The sequence below is a fragment of the Sphingomonas sp. EU05-FHT14C10 genome (assembly GCF_058790595.1).
In genome coordinates this window covers 32,501-49,346 of the sequence record NZ_JBYTEN010000027.1, presented here as the reverse complement: position 1 = coordinate 49,346, position 16,846 = coordinate 32,501, and the positions used below count along the sequence as shown (strand labels likewise).

Annotated in this window: 23 protein-coding genes (1 of these 23 only partly in view); 9 read left to right on the top strand and 14 right to left on the bottom strand. The window is 65.3% G+C overall.

Annotation, left to right across the window (positions count from 1 at the left end; translation table 11 throughout):
- Positions 1 to 88: 88 nt before the first annotated feature.
- The 7 genes from AC3WT0_RS18460 to hisB all read right to left on the bottom strand — a co-directional run bounded on the left by AC3WT0_RS18460 (position 89) and on the right by hisB (position 3,855).
- Positions 89 to 466, bottom strand: a complete 378-nt coding sequence (locus tag AC3WT0_RS18460; protein ID WP_492754890.1) for a histidine triad nucleotide-binding protein — start codon at positions 464 to 466, stop codon at positions 89 to 91.
- A 2-nt stretch (positions 467 to 468) separates the two neighbouring features.
- Positions 469 to 786 carry a phosphoribosyl-ATP diphosphatase gene (locus AC3WT0_RS18455; protein ID WP_492754889.1) on the bottom strand — a complete coding sequence of 106 codons (318 nt, stop codon included), beginning with the start codon at positions 784 to 786 and terminating at the stop codon, positions 469 to 471.
- Complete coding sequence (hisF, locus tag AC3WT0_RS18450; RefSeq protein WP_492754888.1) at positions 786 to 1,553, bottom strand: imidazole glycerol phosphate synthase subunit HisF; 768 nt, start codon at positions 1,551 to 1,553, stop codon at positions 786 to 788. Before hisF ends, AC3WT0_RS18455 begins: the two co-directional genes overlap by 1 nt.
- Before the next feature lie 73 nt (positions 1,554 to 1,626).
- The gene (gene hisA / locus AC3WT0_RS18445; protein ID WP_492754887.1) at positions 1,627 to 2,361 is read right to left on the bottom strand and encodes a 1-(5-phosphoribosyl)-5-[(5-phosphoribosylamino)methylideneamino]imidazole-4-carboxamide isomerase; all 735 of its coding nucleotides are present in this window, start codon (positions 2,359 to 2,361) and stop codon (positions 1,627 to 1,629) included.
- A complete protein-coding gene (hisH, locus tag AC3WT0_RS18440) occupies positions 2,358 to 2,957 on the bottom strand; it encodes an imidazole glycerol phosphate synthase subunit HisH (RefSeq protein ID WP_492754886.1) in 600 nt (199 codons plus the stop codon). The genes hisA and hisH overlap by 4 nt, the downstream gene beginning before the upstream one ends.
- A complete protein-coding gene (locus tag AC3WT0_RS18435; RefSeq protein WP_492754885.1) occupies positions 2,954 to 3,247 on the bottom strand; it encodes a YciI family protein in 294 nt (97 codons plus the stop codon). Before AC3WT0_RS18435 ends, hisH begins: the two co-directional genes overlap by 4 nt.
- An 11-nt stretch (positions 3,248 to 3,258) precedes the next feature.
- The gene (gene hisB / locus AC3WT0_RS18430) at positions 3,259 to 3,855 is read right to left on the bottom strand and encodes an imidazoleglycerol-phosphate dehydratase HisB (RefSeq protein WP_492754884.1); all 597 of its coding nucleotides are present in this window, start codon (positions 3,853 to 3,855) and stop codon (positions 3,259 to 3,261) included.
- A 77-nt stretch (positions 3,856 to 3,932) separates the two neighbouring features.
- Between hisB and AC3WT0_RS18425 the strand changes: the two genes are divergently transcribed.
- From AC3WT0_RS18425 to drt3b, 5 genes are all read left to right on the top strand, one after another.
- On the top strand, positions 3,933 to 4,421 hold the full coding sequence (locus tag AC3WT0_RS18425) for an SspB family protein (protein ID WP_492754883.1): 489 nt from the start codon (positions 3,933 to 3,935) through the stop codon (positions 4,419 to 4,421).
- Positions 4,422 to 4,526: 105 nt separating this feature from the next.
- Complete coding sequence (gene fumC / locus AC3WT0_RS18420) at positions 4,527 to 5,912, top strand: class II fumarate hydratase (RefSeq protein ID WP_492754882.1); 1,386 nt, start codon at positions 4,527 to 4,529, stop codon at positions 5,910 to 5,912.
- A 2-nt stretch (positions 5,913 to 5,914) separates the two neighbouring features.
- Positions 5,915 to 6,217 carry a hypothetical protein gene (locus AC3WT0_RS18415; RefSeq protein WP_492754881.1) on the top strand — a complete coding sequence of 101 codons (303 nt, stop codon included), beginning with the start codon at positions 5,915 to 5,917 and terminating at the stop codon, positions 6,215 to 6,217.
- A 223-nt stretch (positions 6,218 to 6,440) separates the two neighbouring features.
- Positions 6,441 to 7,700 carry an antiviral reverse transcriptase Drt3a gene (drt3a, locus tag AC3WT0_RS18410; protein ID WP_492754880.1) on the top strand — a complete coding sequence of 420 codons (1,260 nt, stop codon included), beginning with the start codon at positions 6,441 to 6,443 and terminating at the stop codon, positions 7,698 to 7,700.
- Positions 7,693 to 9,624, top strand: a complete 1,932-nt coding sequence (drt3b, locus tag AC3WT0_RS18405; RefSeq protein WP_492754879.1) for an antiviral reverse transcriptase Drt3b — start codon at positions 7,693 to 7,695, stop codon at positions 9,622 to 9,624. Before drt3a ends, drt3b begins: the two co-directional genes overlap by 8 nt.
- A 323-nt stretch (positions 9,625 to 9,947) precedes the next feature.
- On the opposite strand, the gene AC3WT0_RS18400 is transcribed toward drt3b, so the two are convergent.
- Positions 9,948 to 10,508, bottom strand: coding sequence for a DUF2585 domain-containing protein (locus AC3WT0_RS18400; protein WP_492754878.1), 561 nt, complete (start codon positions 10,506 to 10,508; stop codon positions 9,948 to 9,950).
- 81 nt (positions 10,509 to 10,589) lie between these two features.
- Here AC3WT0_RS18400 and gmk point away from each other — a divergent pair, with 81 nt between their 5' ends.
- Positions 10,590 to 11,282 carry a guanylate kinase gene (gene gmk, locus AC3WT0_RS18395; protein ID WP_492754877.1) on the top strand — a complete coding sequence of 231 codons (693 nt, stop codon included), beginning with the start codon at positions 10,590 to 10,592 and terminating at the stop codon, positions 11,280 to 11,282.
- Between the two features lie 52 nt (positions 11,283 to 11,334).
- Here the strand turns inward: gmk and AC3WT0_RS18390 are convergent, their stop codons facing one another.
- The 6 genes from AC3WT0_RS18390 to AC3WT0_RS18365 are packed head-to-tail and all read right to left on the bottom strand — an operon-like array spanning position 11,335 to position 15,195.
- Positions 11,335 to 12,015 carry an ATP12 family chaperone protein gene (locus tag AC3WT0_RS18390; protein ID WP_492754876.1) on the bottom strand — a complete coding sequence of 227 codons (681 nt, stop codon included), beginning with the start codon at positions 12,013 to 12,015 and terminating at the stop codon, positions 11,335 to 11,337.
- The gene (locus AC3WT0_RS18385; RefSeq protein WP_492754875.1) at positions 12,012 to 12,233 is read right to left on the bottom strand and encodes a hypothetical protein; all 222 of its coding nucleotides are present in this window, start codon (positions 12,231 to 12,233) and stop codon (positions 12,012 to 12,014) included. Before AC3WT0_RS18385 ends, AC3WT0_RS18390 begins: the two co-directional genes overlap by 4 nt.
- A complete protein-coding gene (locus AC3WT0_RS18380; RefSeq protein ID WP_492754874.1) occupies positions 12,230 to 12,889 on the bottom strand; it encodes an HAD-IA family hydrolase in 660 nt (219 codons plus the stop codon). Before AC3WT0_RS18380 ends, AC3WT0_RS18385 begins: the two co-directional genes overlap by 4 nt.
- Complete coding sequence (locus tag AC3WT0_RS18375; RefSeq protein ID WP_492754873.1) at positions 12,886 to 13,971, bottom strand: RluA family pseudouridine synthase; 1,086 nt, start codon at positions 13,969 to 13,971, stop codon at positions 12,886 to 12,888. The genes AC3WT0_RS18380 and AC3WT0_RS18375 overlap by 4 nt, the downstream gene beginning before the upstream one ends.
- Positions 13,968 to 14,345, bottom strand: coding sequence for a fluoride efflux transporter CrcB (gene crcB, locus AC3WT0_RS18370; protein WP_492754872.1), 378 nt, complete (start codon positions 14,343 to 14,345; stop codon positions 13,968 to 13,970). The genes AC3WT0_RS18375 and crcB overlap by 4 nt, the downstream gene beginning before the upstream one ends.
- Positions 14,346 to 14,400: 55 nt before the next feature.
- The gene (locus AC3WT0_RS18365; RefSeq protein WP_492754871.1) at positions 14,401 to 15,195 is read right to left on the bottom strand and encodes a hypothetical protein; all 795 of its coding nucleotides are present in this window, start codon (positions 15,193 to 15,195) and stop codon (positions 14,401 to 14,403) included.
- 76 nt (positions 15,196 to 15,271) lie between these two features.
- Here AC3WT0_RS18365 and AC3WT0_RS18360 point away from each other — a divergent pair, with 76 nt between their 5' ends.
- The 3 genes in view from AC3WT0_RS18360 to rarD are tightly spaced (at most 46 nt apart) and all read left to right on the top strand, a layout consistent with a single transcriptional unit that may run on beyond the window.
- Positions 15,272 to 15,862: an SOUL family heme-binding protein gene (locus AC3WT0_RS18360; RefSeq protein WP_492754870.1), complete on the top strand. Its 591-nt coding sequence runs from the start codon at positions 15,272 to 15,274 to the stop codon at positions 15,860 to 15,862.
- 46 nt (positions 15,863 to 15,908) lie between these two features.
- Complete coding sequence (locus AC3WT0_RS18355; RefSeq protein WP_492754869.1) at positions 15,909 to 16,130, top strand: hypothetical protein; 222 nt, start codon at positions 15,909 to 15,911, stop codon at positions 16,128 to 16,130.
- Positions 16,106 to 16,846, top strand: the 5' portion of a protein-coding gene (gene rarD / locus AC3WT0_RS18350) for an EamA family transporter RarD (RefSeq protein WP_492754868.1). It continues 192 nt past the right edge of the window; the window shows 741 of its 933 coding nt (coding positions 1-741); the start codon lies at positions 16,106 to 16,108; its stop codon lies beyond the right edge, outside the window. Before AC3WT0_RS18355 ends, rarD begins: the two co-directional genes overlap by 25 nt.

The window sequence follows — 16,846 nt, the reverse complement described above, 5'->3', positions numbered from 1 at the left end:
CCGCTCCCCCACCCGGCCTCCCACAGAGTGTATCCTGGATGGGAGGCCGGGTGGGGGAGCGGGCTGGCGCCGATCTCAAACAGACTCTTCAGCGCGCGAGCATCGGACCAAGCGGCCGGCCGCCGAAAATATGGACGTGGAGGTGAGGCACTTCCTGATGCCCGTCGCCCCCGATATTGGCGAGCAGCCGGTAGCCGGGCTCGACCAGCCCCTGTTCGCGCGCGACATGCCCCACGGCGCGGACGAAGCCCGCAATCTCGGTGTCGGGTGCGCGGCTCGAAAAATCGTCCCACGACACATAGGCGCCTTTGGGGATCACCAATATGTGCGTCGGCGCCTGCGGATTGATGTCGTGGAAGGCGAGGGCGAACTCGTCTTCATAGACTTTCCGGGACGGGATCTCGCCGCGCAATATCTTCGCGAAGATATTCTGGTCGTCATAGGGAAGCGTGGCGTCGATCGGCATGGCTACTCCTTGGGACGGGCGGCTTTCTCGGCGATCCCCGAAAGGCCCTCGCGCCGCTCGAGTTCGGCCGCGACGTCCGCCAGCGACAAATCCATGTCGGCAAGCAGCGCGGCGAGGTGGAAGACGAGGTCCGCCGCCTCCGATACCGTCGCCTGCCGATCGTCGCGGACCGCGGCGATCACCGTCTCGACCGCTTCCTCGCCCAGCTTCTGCGCCATCTTGGCGCGCCCGGCGGCGGCGAGCTTCGCGACATAGGATGTCGCGGGATCGCCCCCGCGCCGTTCGCGGATCACGGATTCGAGGCGGATGAGCGCGTCCATCAGCGATGGTTTCGCACCGGCAGCCCGGCTTCGGCAAGCGCGGCGTGCGCCTCGGCGACGCTGTAGGTCCCGAAATGGAAGATCGAGGCGGCAAGCACCGCGCTGGCATGGCCTTCGGTCACGCCCTCGACGAGATGGTCGAGTGTACCCACGCCGCCGCTCGCGATCACCGGCACCGATACCGCATCGGCGATCGCGCGGACGAGCTTGAGGTCGAATCCGCCCTGCGTCCCGTCGCGGTCCATCGAGGTGACGAGCAGTTCGCCCGCGCCAAGCTCGGCGAGCCTGATCGCGTGGGCGACCGCGTCGATCCCCGTTTCGCGGCGGCCGCCATGGGTGAAGACTTCCCACCGATCGCGATCGACCGCGCGCGCATCGACCGAGGCGACCACGCATTGCGCGCCGAAACGGTCGGCCAGGTCCGCGACCAGCTCGGGCCGCGCCACCGCCGCCGAATTGACCGCGACCTTGTCGGCGCCCGCCAGCAGCAGCGCGCGTGCATCCTCGGGGCTGCGCACCCCGCCGCCTACGGTCAGCGGCATGAAACAGACTTCCGCGGTCCGCCGTACCACGTCGACCATCGTGCCGCGCGCCTCATGGCTGGCGGTGATGTCGAGGAAGCAAAGCTCGTCGGCTCCCGCCGCGTCATAGGCGCGCGCCTGCTCCACCGGATCGCCGGCATCGGCGAGATCGACGAAATTGACGCCCTTCACCACGCGCCCGCCCGCAACGTCGAGGCAGGGGATGACACGGACGCGAACGGTCATCGCCCACCCCTCCCGTTCGTGTCGAGCGCAGTCGAGACACGCGCGCCCGGGATGAACGGAGTCCGATATGCCGTCATGCCGAGGCCGCCATGGTCAGCGCGGCCTTCAGGTCCAGCCGCCCGTCATAGATGGCGCGGCCGGTGATCACGCCTTCGACCCCGTCCTTGGCGAAGAGCGAGAGGACACGGATTTCGTCGAGCCCCTTCACCCCGCCGCTGGCGATCACGGGGATGCGGACCGCACGCGCGAGGTCGACCGTCGCCTCGATGTTGCAGCCCTTGAGCAGCCCGTCGCGTCCTACATCCGTGAAGAGCAGCGACGCCACCCCGGCATCCTCGAAGCGCCGCGCGAGATCGACGACGCTCACGTCCGACACGTCGGCCCAGCCGCGCGTCGCGACCATGCCGTCCTTCGCATCGACCGCGACGACGATCCCGCCGGGGAAGTCGCGCGCCGCCGCGCGCACCAGATCGGGGTTCTCGAGCGCGGCGGTGCCGATCACGATCCGCGCGACGCCAAGATCGAACCAGCGCTCGATCGCGGCGCGGTCGCGGATGCCGCCACCAAGCTGGACATGCCCCGGAAAGCGTTCGACGATCGCCTTCACCGCATCGGCGTTGACCGCATGGCCCGCAAAGGCCCCGTCGAGATCGACGACATGGACATGCTCGGAACCCGCCTCGGCGAAGATCATCGCCTGCGCGGCGGGATCGTCGCCATAGACGGTCGCGCGATCCATATCGCCCTCGGCCAGGCGCACCACCTGCCCGCCCTTGAGGTCGATCGCGGGAAAGACGATGAGGCTCATGGCCGCCACTCCAGGAAGCGCGCGAGCAGGTCGATGCCATAGCGCTGGCTTTTCTCGGGGTGGAACTGCACCCCGATCAGATTGTCGCGCCCGATCGCGGCGACCACCGGCCCGCCATGATCGGTGACCGCCAGCACGTCCGCGCCGGTAAAGGCATAGCCATGGAGGAAATAGGCCTCGCCCCCGGCAAGCAGCGGATGGTCGCCAAGCGGACGCACATCGTTCCACCCCATGTGCGGCACCTTGACCTGAGATGCGTCGAGCGCGCCGACGCGCCCCTTCACCCAGCCCAGCCCTGCAGTCTCGCCATGCTCCAGCCCGGTATCGGCCATCAACTGCATGCCGACGCAGATGCCGAGGAAAGGCTTGCCCTTCGCCAGCGCCGCCTCGCCCAGTGCCTCGACCATGCCGGGGATCGCCTGCAGCCCGCCCATGCAGGCAGCGAAGGCGCCGACGCCGGGCAGCACGATGCGATCGGCGGCCAGCACGACATCGGGATCGGCGGTAACCGCGACGTCGGTCGCGCCTGCCGCCTTCAGCGCGTTGTGGACCGAATGGAGGTTGCCCGCGCCATAATCGATCAGCGCCAGCGTCACGGCCGGGTCAAGGCCTCCAGCCCCGGCGCGGCCATCGTCGGCGCGATCTCCTGAAAATCATAGTCGGCGGCATCGCCGATCGCGAAGGGATCGGTCGCCGCCCAGGCCTCGACCTCGGCGCGTTCGCCGCGCGCGATGAAGAAGCCGCCCGTGCGCGGCACCTTGCGCCCCGCGACGAGCAGCCGGCCCGATGCTATCGCTTCCTCCAGCCAGGCGCGGTGCGCGCCCAGCAATTCGTCCATCCGCGCCAGATCGGCCTTGTAACTGAGGGAAATGAGAAAAGTCGGCATGGATCTTCTCCTCAGGCGCCGCCGAGCGTGCCCTTGGTCGAGGGAATGGCGTCGGCCTTGCGCGGATCGATCTCCACCGCCTGCCGCAGCGCGCGCGCCAGCGCCTTGAACGCGCTTTCGGCGATATGGTGGTTGTTCTGCCCGTAAAGCGTCTCGACGTGCAGCGTCAGCCCCGCCGATCCGGCGAAGCTGTGGAACCAGTGCTCGAACAGCTCGGTGTCCATCTCGCCCAGCCGCGGCTGGCTGAATCCCGATTTCCAGACGAGGAAGGGCCGTCCCGAAATGTCGATCGCGACGCGCGTCAGCGTCTCGTCCATCGGCGCATAGGCGTGGCCGTAGCGCGTGATCCCGCGCCGGTCGCCCAGCGCCTGCGACACCGCCTCGCCGATCGCGATTCCCGCATCCTCGGTGGTGTGATGCTGGTCGATATGCAGGTCGCCGACCACTTTCAGCCGGATGTCGATCAGCGAGTGGCGCGAGAGCTGCTCGATCATATGATCGAGGAAGCCGATGCCGGTCGACACGTCATAGCTGCCGGTGCCGTCCAGATCGACTTCGACGTCGATCGACGTTTCCTTGGTTTCGCGGTGGACCGAGCCTTTGCGCATGGCGAACGCCTATAGCGATGCGGCGGCGTCGCGCAACGCGTCTTGACCGTGCGCGCCTGCAAGTCCACCAGAGGCGCATGAGCGACAAGGCGCCCGACAGCCTGATTCCCTATGACGAGATCGTGCAGGAGGCCCTGCGCGCCGTGGTCGGCCGCGTGCTGCGCGAAGTCGAAAGCACCGGCGGCCTGCCCGGCGAGCATCATTTCTACATCACCTTCAAGACCAAGGGTATCGGCGTCGATATCCCCAAGCATCTGATCGAGCGTTTTCCCGACGAGATGACCATCGTCCTCCAGAACAAGTTCTGGGATCTGCGCGTGCAGGACGACAGCTTCTCGGTCGGCCTCAGCTTCAACCAGGTGCCGGCGAAGCTCCACATCCCCTTCGCCGCGGTCACCGGCTTCGTCGATCCGTCGGTCGATTTCGCGCTCCAGTTCCAGGCGCATCCCGACGATGCCGGCCCCGAGCCGCATGAGGAGGCCGAGAATGACGGCCCCGTCCCCGCCGCCGCGCCGGTCGAGGAAGGCTCCAACGTCGTCACGGTCGATTTCGGCCGCAAGAAATGACGTCGTCCCGAACTTGTTTCGGGATCCATGAGCACTAGATCCCGTTGAAATCGCACAGCTCGGCCGTATCCGCGCGGCGAGCCACCAGCACGGGATGATCGCCCCATGACCACGCGCACCGAAACCGACAGCCTTGGCGCCATAGAGGTTCCCGCCGACGCTTATTGGGGGGCGCAGACGCAGCGATCGATCGAGAATTTCCCCTTCGGCGCGCAGGAACGCATGCCGATCGGCATCGTCCACGCGCTCGCGCTGGTGAAGCAGGCGGCGGCGCGGGTGAACCGCAAACACGCCCTGCCCGCCGAGATCGCCGATGCGATCGAATCGGCCGCCGCCGAGGTGGTCGACGGCGCGCTCGACGCCCAGTTCCCCCTCGTCATCTGGCAGACGGGCAGCGGCACCCAGTCCAACATGAACGTCAACGAGGTGATCGCCGGCCGCGCCAACGAAGTGCTGACCGGCGCGCGCGGCGGCAAGTCGCCCGTCCACCCCAATGATCATGTCAACATGGGCCAGTCGTCCAACGACAGCTTCCCCACCGCGATGCACGTCGCCGCCGCGCGCGCGCTCGCCGGTCATCTCCTCCCCGCGCTCCGCACGCTCCACGCCAGCCTTGATGGCCACGCCCGCGACTGGGACGATATCGTCAAGATCGGGCGCACCCATCTGCAGGATGCGACCCCGCTGACGCTGGGGCAGGAATTCTCGGGCTATGCCGCGCAGGTCGCCGCCTGCATCGACAGGATCGAGGGCGTCCGCCCGCGCCTGCACAGGCTCGCGCAGGGCGGCACCGCCGTCGGCACCGGGCTCAACGCCGCGCCGGGCTTCGCGGTCGACATCGCGGCCGAGCTCGCCCGCCTCACCGGCCTGCCGTTCGAGACCGCGCCGAACAAGTTCGCCGAGCTGGCGGCGCACGATACGCTGGTCGAGCTTGCCGGCGCGCTCAATGTCGTCGCCGTCGCCTTCTCGAAGATCGCCAACGACATCCGCCTGCTCGGTAGCGGCCCGCGCTGCGGCCTCGGCGAGCTCGATCTGCCCGCCAACGAACCGGGCAGCTCGATCATGCCCGGCAAGGTCAACCCCACCCAGTGCGAGATGCTGACGATGGTTTCGGCGCAGGTGATGGGCAATCATCTCGCGGTCACCGTCGGCGGGCTGCAGGGGCATATGGAGCTGAACGTCTTCAAGCCGCTGATCGGCGCCAACGTCCTGCGCTCGATCCACCTGCTCGCGGTCGGCGCGGAGAGCTTCACCGAGCGCGCGCTCGAAGGCCTCAGGCCCAACCGCGCGCGCATCGCCGAACTGCTCGACCGCTCGCTGATGCTCGTCACCGCGCTCGCGCCCGAGATCGGCTACGACAATGCCGCGAAGATCGCCAAGCACGCCCATGCCGAGGGGCTGACGCTCAAGCAATCGGGCCTCGACCTCGGCCTGATCGACGCCGAGACCTTCGACCGCGTCGTCATCCCCGAATCGATGCTGGGACGCTGACCATGAAGCCCAAACCCACCCCCGGCGCGAAGATGCCGACCAAGACCCCGGCAGCGAAGAGTTCGGCCGCGCAGGGCATCGCCGGAACCGTGGTCGGCGCGCTCGTCGGCGCCGAGATCGACCGCGCCTACGGCAGCAAGAGCGCCGTCAAGGGCGCGATCATCGGCGCCCTCGTCGCCGGCGGCCTCCGCCGCTTCGGCCCCTTCGGCCTCGTCATCGGCACCGCCTATGTCGCGAAGAAGGCCTATGACCGGTATCGGGAGACGCGGGAGGGGGAGGACAAAGCGACTGGCGCGCCATCCTGACGACGGCAAGATGTATGACGGTTGGAATTGGGCCGGTTCCAGACTGGCCGCTCTGAGGCATCGGATCGAGAGCGGACGCGTACTCCGACGCATCGCCATGTAAACTGTCACTTCCCCACGCGACGGACCGGACGGACGCTCGCGCCGAAAGCTGCGTTGCGCGTTTGAACTCTTGCGCCGGAGGAACGAACATGCTCGCATAGCTGTGGGAGGGGTTTAAGGCATGGCGGCAACGCGGTTCACGAGCCGAAGTCTGCGCGCAGAAATACGATCCACAGACGGACCCGATTACGGCATCGAGTTCGATCAGCCGCTCGATGCTTATATTTCTGAAGCCGAAGAGATTATCGCAAACCCCGACACGGCTCTAAAAGCCTTCAATCGCTTTGAGGTCGGGAGCCGCCAGGCCGTCTCCTACAGCAACTACCCGACAGTTTTGGCGCTTCGCGTGCTCGGAACTTATCTGAAGCGGCGTTACGCGCTTCAGTCGGATACGCGCGACACGATCACGCGCGGAATCATTCAGGGTTTGTCGGACTCGTCCGCGATGACAGTCTTGCGACGGGATATATCGTCCTTCTACGAGCATGTGCCCACCGCCTCCGTTCGCGACGAACTTCTCTACCGGGATGTTCTTCCGCCTCGCGCACGACATATGCTCGAGGCATTCTTCGCTGCCCACTGCCAAGGCAGCGTCGGCCTCCCACGCGGCCTCGGCCTCAGCGCCGTTCTCTCGGAATACGTCCTCAAACCAACGGACCGGTCGATACGCTTGATCCCCGGAGTCTATCGCTATCATCGCTTTGTCGACGACATCATTGTTTTCACCAGCGGAGATGCCCGCTCGATATCTGCGCGGCTTGAAGAACTTCTGCCGTCACCGCTCAAAATAAATCCCTCGAAGTCAAAGGAAGTCGTGCTCGGCCGACCAAGCGGCGATAATGAGACACGCGAGCATTTTGAGTATCTTGGCTACCGCTACACAATCAGTCTTCAGCACAATCGCGAGAAACCGCGCAAGGTCACCGTCACGATCGCTCGCCCAAAAATCAACCGCATCAAGACGCGCCTGTTGCTCGCGGCCATGGCGTTCGCTCGGGGCGGTCGTTTCGATCATTTTCACGCCCGTGTCCGCTACCTGACCGGCAACTACAAATTCCAAAAACGCCGGCCGATCGTGAGCATCGGCCGGTCGATTGTCAGGTCAGGCATATTCTATAATTACCGCTATTGCGGCGAGTATCAGGGCGCTACGCGCTCATCCCACCCAATGCCGGAACTCCGGCAGCTCGATTGGTTCCTGCAGAACACGGTCTTGGGCAGTCGCACAGCGATCGGGAAGGCCGTCCTTGTTAAATTAAACCAGCGGCAACTGGATAGCTTACGAAAAATGTCTTTTGCCCAAGGACATTCAAAGATATTCGCTACCGGCTTCAAAAGCGCCGACGTTAAACTTATCAAGCAGATCTGGAAGAATGTCTAACTTTCAGCCACGCAACTTGCGAAACCGCGCACTACTGGCCGACGTGCTTCCGTTCGAAGTACCGATTATCTTCACAAATGATTTCTTCTTCGCGAGCACGTTGCCGCTGCGGGGTGATCCCCAGACCGGACAAGCTATCGCGCTTTTGAGAGAAGCGCCGGGCTTCACTATCCCTTACAACTATAACATCATTAAGGACCGCGGGCGGACAACCCAGCTCAGCATCATCCATCCCGTGGCGCAGCTCAAGTGGGCGACCTTCATCGACAATTACGCCGAGACAATCATCGCCTACTGCAACAAGACCGAGAGTTCGCTGCGTCATCCCTTCGCGATAGTCAGCCAGCACACGAGCGCCCCGCTGGAGCGGGAGGCAACCGCGCGCGATGGTCTGCCGCACGAACTGCTCGAAGAAAGCACGTCCGATTTCTCCCGAATGGCGTCCTACTTTCGCTTACGACGCTTCAATATTCTCGCGAAATTCTTCGATTCAGCGGAAATTATCGATCTGGAGCGCCGCTATTCCCATATGCTGTCGCTCGACATTTCAAAGTGCTTCTACAATATCTATACCCATTCGATCTCTTGGGCGGTCAAAAGTAAGGCGTTCGCCAAATCGCAGCTGAAGGCTTTCACCTTCGAGGCTGAGTTCGACCGCCTGATGCAAAAGGCCAATTACAACGAGACAAACGGCATCGTCGTAGGCCCGGAGATCAGCCGTATCTTCGCCGAGATAATTTTCCAGGCGATCGATAAATCCCTGCACGAGCGCCTCTCGGAATCCTCATTGAGTGATGGCGCTGTCGTTATCCGAAGATATGTCGACGATTATTTCATTTTCGGGAATAGCGATGCGGACATCGAGATCGTTGAGCGAATCCTCGCCGAACTGCTGGCCGAGTATAAATTGTATCTCAACGTGGAGAAGCGATCGGTAGCACTGCGACCGTTTGTAAGCCCAATCAGCAGATTGAAGCGCGAAATGGCGGATATCGTGGACGCTGTTGGTAAGAGCGTCAGAACCGCGGCGTCGACGCCGGATTTCTGCGAGCATCGCTCCGTCGTGACGGACATCCGGCAAAAGCTGCGCGATTTACGGCTGGCGGTTTCGCCCTCCGAGGTTGGATTCCACAACATCAGCGGTTGGCTGATGTGGAAGCTCCGTCGCATTTGCGGCGAGGCCATCAACTATCTCAAGGCAGCTCGCGACGACGCCTCGCGCGATTGCGCTGCACAGATCACCGCTGCAGTCATGGAGATCGCGTTCTACGTCGCAGCGCTCGATTTCCGTGTCCGGACCGGCTTCAACCTCGCATTGCTGGTGAGCACCGTGCTCCCAATTATCAATCCGCTCCGGTCCGAGCAGTCGGAGTGGCTGCACAACCTGATCTTCGAGGAGCTGATTGAGCTACTCAAGATCGTGACTGGGAATCGACCTCTGGATTCAGTGGAAGTGTGCAACCTGCTGCTCACCGGCGCCCACGCCTTTGGCGACCGCTTCGTTCGAAATCGCGCTGCCGAGACTGCGATAATCGAACTGGCTGGCCGCACAGGCGATTACCGGGCCTATATCACGGCGAAATTCTGCATGCTTCGGGACGACGCTCATTTCGCACCCGTTCTCGCGCAACTCAATAGTCGCACCGAGGCTTGGCTGGCTGCCCGCATTGATCAGCTCATGGTTGAGACCGAGACATACCTCCTGTTTTGCGACATGCTGAGCTCGCCAGATCTCGATATTCAAAGAAAGGCAGATTTGCTGAACTCCGCGCTTCTCCCCGCATCGGCTGCCGGCAAGATCGGGACGGTGACAGCCTTGGCGACAGCGGAAATCGCGAAGCTTATTGGTTTCGTGGATTGGACGGGGGTCCGGCTACGGCATACGCTCGTGCGTCGTCAGTTGCGAAGCAGCAGGGAATACTGATACATTCCGCTTGCGAGAGCATCTAACGCCAGAGACTAGACCCTTCGGGGACTTTACGGCGCGTGGTGGGGCAACCCAACTCGCTCCGGCGCCGAAGTCGCGATCTTCGGATCGCGATCAAGCACACACAGACTGGTATCGGTGTTCTCGCACCTTACGCACCTTGCCGCAGAATGTGCCTGTACGCTCGTCCAGCGCTTTCTCTCGACCAAAGAGTTTAGTGGATAAAGGGTGGCTTTCGGGATTCTCCAACGCCTAGCTGAATTTCGGGAATTGGGGCGCAATGCGGCCAACGAAAGAATCCGTTCAAATTGATGCTTCGCCTAGGCCGCCCCCGCCTGCCAAACCCTGATCGCATCAACCGGCGCCACCAGCATCAGCACATTGAGCGTCAGATTGTCGCGGATGATGGCGAGCGTCAGCAGCTCGAAGGTGATCGCGATCGCGATGGTCGCGCGGACGGGCAGGCGCGCGGCGAGCAGGAAGCCCAGCGTCATCCAGCCGATGTCCGCCACCGAATTGAGCACGCTGTCGCCCGAATAGCCGAAGGCCATCGTCACCGCGCGGTAGCGATCGATGATGATCGGCGAATTCTCCAATATCTCCCATCCCGCCTCGACGAGGATGGCAAGGCACAGCCGCAGCCCCACCGGTCTCCGCCTGATCAGCAGCCAGCCGGCGGCGTAGAAGAGGAAGCCGTGGATGATGTGGCTGGGCGTGTACCAGTCCGCGATTTGCTGGCTGTTCTCGGCCGACTGGACGGCGCCATGCCACAGCTTGATCGTGCCGCACGGGCAGATCGGCGGCCGCCCCATCGCGATCAGGATCGCGGCGGCGATGACGATGATCGCGACGGCGGCGATCGCATGACGGCGCGCGATCATCGGCGCCTTCCTGCCCTGGACATTGCGCTTTCCCCCCAACCGCAGAATTGACGACGCGGCCTTCGCACGTCACTAGCGGCCATGGCCGAACCCTTCCAGCCCGGCATGCCGCCGGCCCGACCGTCCGACCCCCACAAGCTCAAGCGGCGCGGGCTGCTTTTCGTCGTTTCCTCGCCTTCGGGGGCGGGCAAGTCGACCATCTCGCGCAAGCTGCTCGCCGCAGACGGCATGATCCACATGTCGGTCTCCGCCACCACGCGGCCGATGCGCCCGGGCGAGGTCGACGGGGTCGATTATCATTTCGTCGATGTGCCGCGCTTCAAGGATATGGTGTCGAACGGCGAGTTCCTCGAATGGGCGCATGTCTTCGGGCATCGCTACGGCACGCCGCGCGCGCCGGTGGAGGCGATGCTCGCCGCCGGGCACGACGTGCTGTTCGATATCGACTGGCAGGGCGCGCAGCAGTTGCACCAGCTTGCCGGGGGCGATGTGGTGCGCGTGTTCATCTTCCCGCCCTCGATGGAAGAGCTGGAGCGCCGCCTGCGCGGCCGCGCGACCGACAGCGAGGAGGTCATCGTCGCGCGCATGGCCCGCGCCGCGACCGAGATCGGCCACTGGGACGGCTATGATTATGTGCTGGTCAACGACGATGCCGACGAATGTTTCGGCGCGGTCCAGACCATCCTCGATGCCGAGCGCCACAAGCGCAGCCGCCAGACCGGGCTCATCGGCTTCGTCCGCAGCCTGACCCGCGATCCCGCCAGCCAGAACTGATAGCGCTGTCCATCACGCGGCCCTACGCGAAACGCGTGTTCCGCCTGACAACCTAGCAGAGAAGCTCGAGAAACCGCGCCGCCGAATCGAAATCGACGCGGTGCGCGGCGCGGGCCTTCACCGCCAGCTCGTCCGCCCCCCACCGCGCCTCCTGCCACAGCGCGTCGAGATTGACCGCGGCCCAGACGCCGTCCGTATCGAACGCCCCCTCGGTGATCGCCAGCGCCGCGATCAGCGATCCGCCGATCGTCACCAGCGGCGACAGCGCGGCGAGATGGAAGGGCGAATAGGCCGCCAGCGCTTCGCCCAGCCGCGCGGTGGTAGCGGGCGGCTGCGGTTTGTGGAGGATGCCGGCGATGGTCTCGACACGGATGTCGTAGCGCGCCCGCGCCCAGGCGAGCAGCGGATCCCAGCCCTCGGCCTGCGCTTCGACCAGCGACTCCGGGCCATCGGCGCGATAGGCGAGCAGATCGGTCTCGGCATAGGCGGCGAGCGGCGCGACGAAGGCCGCCGGATCGGGCGCAACGATGTCGATCGCCGCATTGGCGATCCCGGTCAGCGGCATCGCGCGCGGATCGACATCTTCGCCGGCCATCTGCCATTCGGCCGCAATCGCCTCGGCCAGCGCGGGCGTGGGCAGCGCCAGTTCGTTGCGCCCCGGCGTCCTGACCGGCCTGCCGTCGAGCGCGATCGTACGGCCATCGGTCGTCGCCTCTTTCCAGAAGCGCTTCATGCGTCGGGCGGCGTCCGCCAGCGCCGCGCCAGCCATTGCGGCACCACCGTCATGTCGACGAGCCCGATCACGATCAGCGCATAGCCGGCAAAAACGGGGAGCGACGGATAGCGCCCGGAAGCGATCACGATTCCCGCAAGCACGAGAAAGGCGCCGCCGAGCCTCAGGAACGACAGGATGAAGAAGCGATTGCGCGCCGGATCGCCGTTCCCGCTCATCGCAGCGCCTCCAGATGCGCCGGCAGGTCGACCGGCGCCGCAAGCACCGCGCCTGCCCCCGCGCCGATCAGTTCGGCGGCATCATGATAGCCCCAGTCGACACCCACCGCGTGCGCGCCGGCCGCCCTGGCCATCATCATGTCGAAACTGGTGTCGCCTATCATCGCCGTCGTCTCGGGCGCGGCGCCAGCCTCCGCCATCGCGAGCTCTGCCATCGACGGGTGCGGCTTGGACGGGTGGCGATCGGCGGTCTGGAGCGTGACGAAGGCATCGAGCAGCCCGTGCCGCTCAAGACACAGCGTCAATCCGCGATCGGACTTGCCCGTCGCGACGCCAAGCAGCCAGCCCTTGTCGGCCAGCGCAGTCAACGCATCTGATATACCGTCGAACAGCGGCTCGTGCACCAGCCCGTCGCCGCGCATCTTCTGGAAGGCGAGCTTGTAGCGCTCCGCCAGATCGATGTGGAGTGCGTCGTCGGCTTCTGGGAGCAAGGCGCGCATCGCTTCCACAAGGCTGAGACCGACCACGCGCCGCGTCGTGTGACGATCGGGCGCGGGCAATCCGGCCGCGTCGAAAGTCGCTTCCATCGCCAGGCAGATATTGGCCTGGCTGTCGACCAAAGTCCCGTCGCAGTCGAAGAGCGCGAGATGGTTCACGCGCGCCCCCGCCCGCGGCGCTCGCCCTTGCGCTCGCGGCGCTTGTCCTTGGCGATGGCGGCGGCCTTGCGGCGCTTGCCTTCGCTGGTTTCGGCGAACTTCACCTCGTCGAGCGGCAGATCGCCCTCGGCGGGGTCGAAGCCAAGATGCGCCATGCTCTCCGCGAAATGCTGGGGCAGTTGGGCGATCACGTCGATCCGTCCGCCATCGGGATGATCGATGCGGATCCGGCGCGCGTGCAGATGCATCTTGCGACTGATCCCGCCGGTCAGGAAAGCATCCTGCCCGCCATATTTGCCGTCGCCAACGATGGGGTGGCCGATCGCCGCCATATGGACACGCAACTGATGCGTGCGGCCGGTGAGCGGCTGGAGCTCCACCCACGCGGCGCGATTGCCCGCGCGCTCGACGACGCGGTAGCGCGTGCGCGAAGGACTACCTTCCTCCATGTCGACATGCATTTTCTCGCCACCCGTGCCGGGCTGCTTGGCGATCGGCAGCTCGATCATCCCATCCTCGATCGAGGGGACACCGGCGATCAGCGCCCAGTAGACCTTGCGCGCGGTGCGGCTGGAGAAGCTTTTCGAGAAGAAGGCCGCAGCGCGCGAAGTCCGCGCGAGCAGCAGCGCGCCCGAGGTATCCTTGTCGAGCCGGTGGACGAGCTTGGGCCGGTCCTCGCGCTCGAAAGCGAGCGCGTCGAGCAGGCCGTCGACATGCTCGACCGTCTTGGTCCCGCCCTGTGTCGCCAGACCGGGGGGCTTGTTGATGACGATCGCCTGCGGATCGCGGTGAATCACCATGTCCTGCGCGAAGGCGATCTGATCCTCGCTGAGCGGCGCGCGCTCGCGCTTCGGCTTGGCCTTTGCCTCGGGCTTCGGTTCGTTCGGCGGCACGCGCAGCACCTGCCCCGCTTCGACCCGGTCGCCGGGCGACGCACGTTTGCCGTCGACGCGCAACTGGCCGGTCCGCGCCCAGCGCGAGACGAGCGCGAAGGAGACATCGGGCATGTGCCGTTTGAACCAGCGGTCGAGACGGATACCGTCGTCGTCGGCCTCGACGGTGAACTGACGAACTTCGCTCATGCCACTGCCCTCGCAATCGTCAGCCCGACGAACAGCGCACCGATCGCGCCAATCACCGATGCCGCAGCATAGGCCCCCGCGCTGAGCAGCGCGCCGCGCTCGATCATCATCGCGGTTTCGAGGCTGAAGGACGAAAAGGTGGTGAAGCCCCCCAAAATGCCGACGCCGACGAACAGTCGCCACGCCTCGCTGCCCAGCGCCAGCCGCCCGAGAATCCCTGCGAGCAGCCCCATCGCCAGCCCGCCGATCAGGTTGGCGGCAAGCGTGCCCCAGGGCCAGGACGGACCGAACAGCGCGAACGACAGCTTGCCGAGCCAGTAGCGGCACAGCGAGCCGATCGCGCCACCGATCATCACGAGAAGAGTTGCAGGCATGTTGCGCGCTTTAGCGGCAGGCGCGCCCTGCTGTCACGCGGCGAGTGCGGGCGCGTCAGCGCTTGCCGTTGTTGACGACCAGATCGACGTCGCTGCCGCCGCCCTGCCGGGCGTTGAGGATGATATAATAGGCGTCGTCGCCGCGCGTGCCGGCGAGAATATCGGCATTGCCCTCGCGCACGCGTTCGGCATCGAAACCGGCACGGCGCGCGCGGGTATAATAATAGTCGACGATGTCGGGCACCGGCGCATCAGTAGTGAAGCTGACGACGCGGAGCGCGCAGCCGGCGCTGTCGCTGCCCGCCGCCTCAAGCAGTTCGCCGCGCGGGAAGATGGGGAATTCGATCGGCAGGCGCGTGGCCCAGCCGGCGCCGTAAGCGACCCTGGGATCGCAATTGCCCTGCGACCGGCGCGCCTGCAGGGCCGCGCGCTGGCCAATTGTCATTGCGGGTGCAGCCGGGCCGGTGCGTGCGGGAGGCGGCGCCTTCATCGCCTTGCCGGCAAGCGCTGCGCCGGGTTCGATCTTGCCCGGTCCACCGCCGCCCGGCGCCGGAACCGCGCCGCGCAGCGACTGGGCGCCTGGCTTGACTGAGGTACGGTTCGACTGGCCGACGAGCTGGGGATCGACCATGATCTGATCCCCGAGCGCCGCGGCGAGCGCCGGGTCAGTCATGTTCGCCGCCGTCAGATTCTGCTCGTCGGGATTGAGCGCGGCCTGCTTGCCCTGCTGACAGGCGGCCAGCATCAACAGCAGCGCCAGCGCTGAAAGAGGGTGGGGGCGGTGCATCTGCGCATCCTTGTCCATCGCCGCATCTCTATGCCGCAATTTGGTGAAATATGCCTTGCCCATCTTGGGCGCGCCCAATCCCGAATTGACACGCGCAAGCGCGGCCAACATGGCGGAAGGACGAAGGGAGGCCCGGATTATGCGGATCGATGCGAAATGGGTTCTGGGTGGGCTGGGCGTCGCCGCGGCGGCGGCGGTCGGCGCCTGGTATCTGCGTGAGCGATCGACCGAGCGCCCCAATTTTCGCACCATCGTGGAAGAGGATGCCTATTCGCTGCGTTCCTATCCGGCGCTTGTCGTCGCGGAGACCGCGCAGCGCGGGCGCCGTTCGGAAGCGCTGGCCGACGGGCTTGCAGTCCTCGGCGACTATCTGACCGCCAGATCGCGCGACGGCGAGGAAATCGCGATGACCACCCCAGTCGTGGCGATCGCCGACGGTGACCGCAGCTGGCTGACGCGCCTCTACATGCCCGGGCGCTGGAGCCTTGCCACGCTGCCGACGCCGCCGGGCGACATCCGGCTTGCCGAAATGCCCGCGCGGCGCGTGGTCGCGATCCGCTTTTCCGGGCGCGCCGACAGCCGCCTGCTCGCGCGCAAGGAGAAGGCGCTGCGCCGCTGGATCGAGCAGAAGGGTCTGCGCGCCGTGGGGCCCGCCGAACATGCCTATTACAGCTCGCCGGCCGTGCCGGGAGCGTTGCGCCACAATGAAATACTGATCCAGGTCGGGTAATGCGGGGCTTGCGTGGCGCGATGATCTTTCCGATATCGCGCCGAACATGTTCAATCTGCTCTCGATCCTGATCGGCATCATTGCGCTGTTGCTGGCGCTGCCCGCTTCGATCCCCTTTCTGGGCGCGGCGAACTGGATCATCCTGCCCATAGCGATGATCGGTATCGGCATCGGCGCGCTTTCACGCAGCAATACCGGGCGCAACCTGTGCCTGATCGTGTTCCTCATCTGCTGCGTCCGGCTGTGGCTGGGCGCCGGCATCTTCTGAGCGGAATCGATCAGGCCGCGCATCTGGAGGCGCAGCTTCGTCGGCGCGGGCTGGCGCAGGGGCTGACGGCCTTCCTGATCTGGGGCTTCCTGCCGCTTTTCTTCCATCTCGTGCGCGCGGCCTCCCCCGGCGAGATCGTCGCGCAGCGCATCCTGTGGTCGGTGCTGCTGCTGGGCATCGCAGCGGCGATCGCGGGCAAACTGCGCCATATCGCATCGGTGCTGCGCCAGCCGCGATCGATGCTGATCCTCGTCGGCAGCGCGACGATGATTGCGATCAATTGGGTGCTTTACGTCTGGGCGGTGAATAACGGCCATGTGCTGGCGGCGAGCCTCGGCTATTTCCTCAACCCCATGGTCAATGTCGCACTGGGCGTCGCCATTCTCGGCGAGCGGATGAGCAAGGCGCAGAAGATCGCGGTCGCATTGGCAGCGATCGGCGTCGCGGTGCTCGCCTCGCGCAGCCTCGAGGGCCTGTGGATCAGCCTTTCGCTCGCGCTGAGCTTTGGCACCTACGGGTTGCTGCGCAAGATCGCGCCCGTCGAGGCGATGGAGGGACTGGCGATCGAGACCTTGCTGCTCGCGCCGATCGCCGGGCTTTATATATTGTGGCTGTCCGGCCATGGCGGGATCGCCTTCGGGAGCAGCGCCGGGCTGAGCATGTTACTCATCTTCTCGGGAGCGCTGACCGCAACGCCGCTGCTGCTGTTCGCCGCG

Excerpts from the sequence above, each read along its gene's own strand:
- AC3WT0_RS18365 (WP_492754871.1), bottom strand. The coding sequence starts at position 15,195 with ATGGGCAAGGCATATTTCACCAAATTGCGGCATAGAGATGCGGCGATG.
- AC3WT0_RS18355 (WP_492754869.1), top strand. The coding sequence starts at position 15,909 with ATGTTCAATCTGCTCTCGATCCTGATCGGCATCATTGCGCTGTTGCTG.
- drt3b (WP_492754879.1), top strand. The coding sequence starts at position 7,693 with ATGTCTAACTTTCAGCCACGCAACTTGCGAAACCGCGCACTACTGGCC.
- AC3WT0_RS18415 (WP_492754881.1), top strand. The coding sequence starts at position 5,915 with ATGAAGCCCAAACCCACCCCCGGCGCGAAGATGCCGACCAAGACCCCG.
- AC3WT0_RS18455 (WP_492754889.1), bottom strand. The coding sequence starts at position 786 with ATGGACGCGCTCATCCGCCTCGAATCCGTGATCCGCGAACGGCGCGGG.
- drt3a (WP_492754880.1), top strand. The coding sequence starts at position 6,441 with ATGGCGGCAACGCGGTTCACGAGCCGAAGTCTGCGCGCAGAAATACGA.
- AC3WT0_RS18375 (WP_492754873.1), bottom strand. The coding sequence starts at position 13,971 with ATGAGCGAAGTTCGTCAGTTCACCGTCGAGGCCGACGACGACGGTATC.
- AC3WT0_RS18435 (WP_492754885.1), bottom strand. The coding sequence starts at position 3,247 with ATGCCGACTTTTCTCATTTCCCTCAGTTACAAGGCCGATCTGGCGCGG.
- hisF (WP_492754888.1), bottom strand. The coding sequence starts at position 1,553 with ATGACCGTTCGCGTCCGTGTCATCCCCTGCCTCGACGTTGCGGGCGGG.
- AC3WT0_RS18400 (WP_492754878.1), bottom strand. The coding sequence starts at position 10,508 with ATGATCGCGCGCCGTCATGCGATCGCCGCCGTCGCGATCATCGTCATC.
- gmk (WP_492754877.1), top strand. The coding sequence starts at position 10,590 with ATGGCCGAACCCTTCCAGCCCGGCATGCCGCCGGCCCGACCGTCCGAC.
- AC3WT0_RS18425 (WP_492754883.1), top strand. The coding sequence starts at position 3,933 with ATGAGCGACAAGGCGCCCGACAGCCTGATTCCCTATGACGAGATCGTG.
- hisA (WP_492754887.1), bottom strand. The coding sequence starts at position 2,361 with ATGAGCCTCATCGTCTTTCCCGCGATCGACCTCAAGGGCGGGCAGGTG.
- AC3WT0_RS18360 (WP_492754870.1), top strand. The coding sequence starts at position 15,272 with ATGCGGATCGATGCGAAATGGGTTCTGGGTGGGCTGGGCGTCGCCGCG.
- hisB (WP_492754884.1), bottom strand. The coding sequence starts at position 3,855 with ATGCGCAAAGGCTCGGTCCACCGCGAAACCAAGGAAACGTCGATCGAC.
- AC3WT0_RS18390 (WP_492754876.1), bottom strand. The coding sequence starts at position 12,015 with ATGAAGCGCTTCTGGAAAGAGGCGACGACCGATGGCCGTACGATCGCG.
- AC3WT0_RS18385 (WP_492754875.1), bottom strand. The coding sequence starts at position 12,233 with ATGAGCGGGAACGGCGATCCGGCGCGCAATCGCTTCTTCATCCTGTCG.
- fumC (WP_492754882.1), top strand. The coding sequence starts at position 4,527 with ATGACCACGCGCACCGAAACCGACAGCCTTGGCGCCATAGAGGTTCCC.
- AC3WT0_RS18460 (WP_492754890.1), bottom strand. The coding sequence starts at position 466 with ATGCCGATCGACGCCACGCTTCCCTATGACGACCAGAATATCTTCGCG.
- crcB (WP_492754872.1), bottom strand. The coding sequence starts at position 14,345 with ATGCCTGCAACTCTTCTCGTGATGATCGGTGGCGCGATCGGCTCGCTG.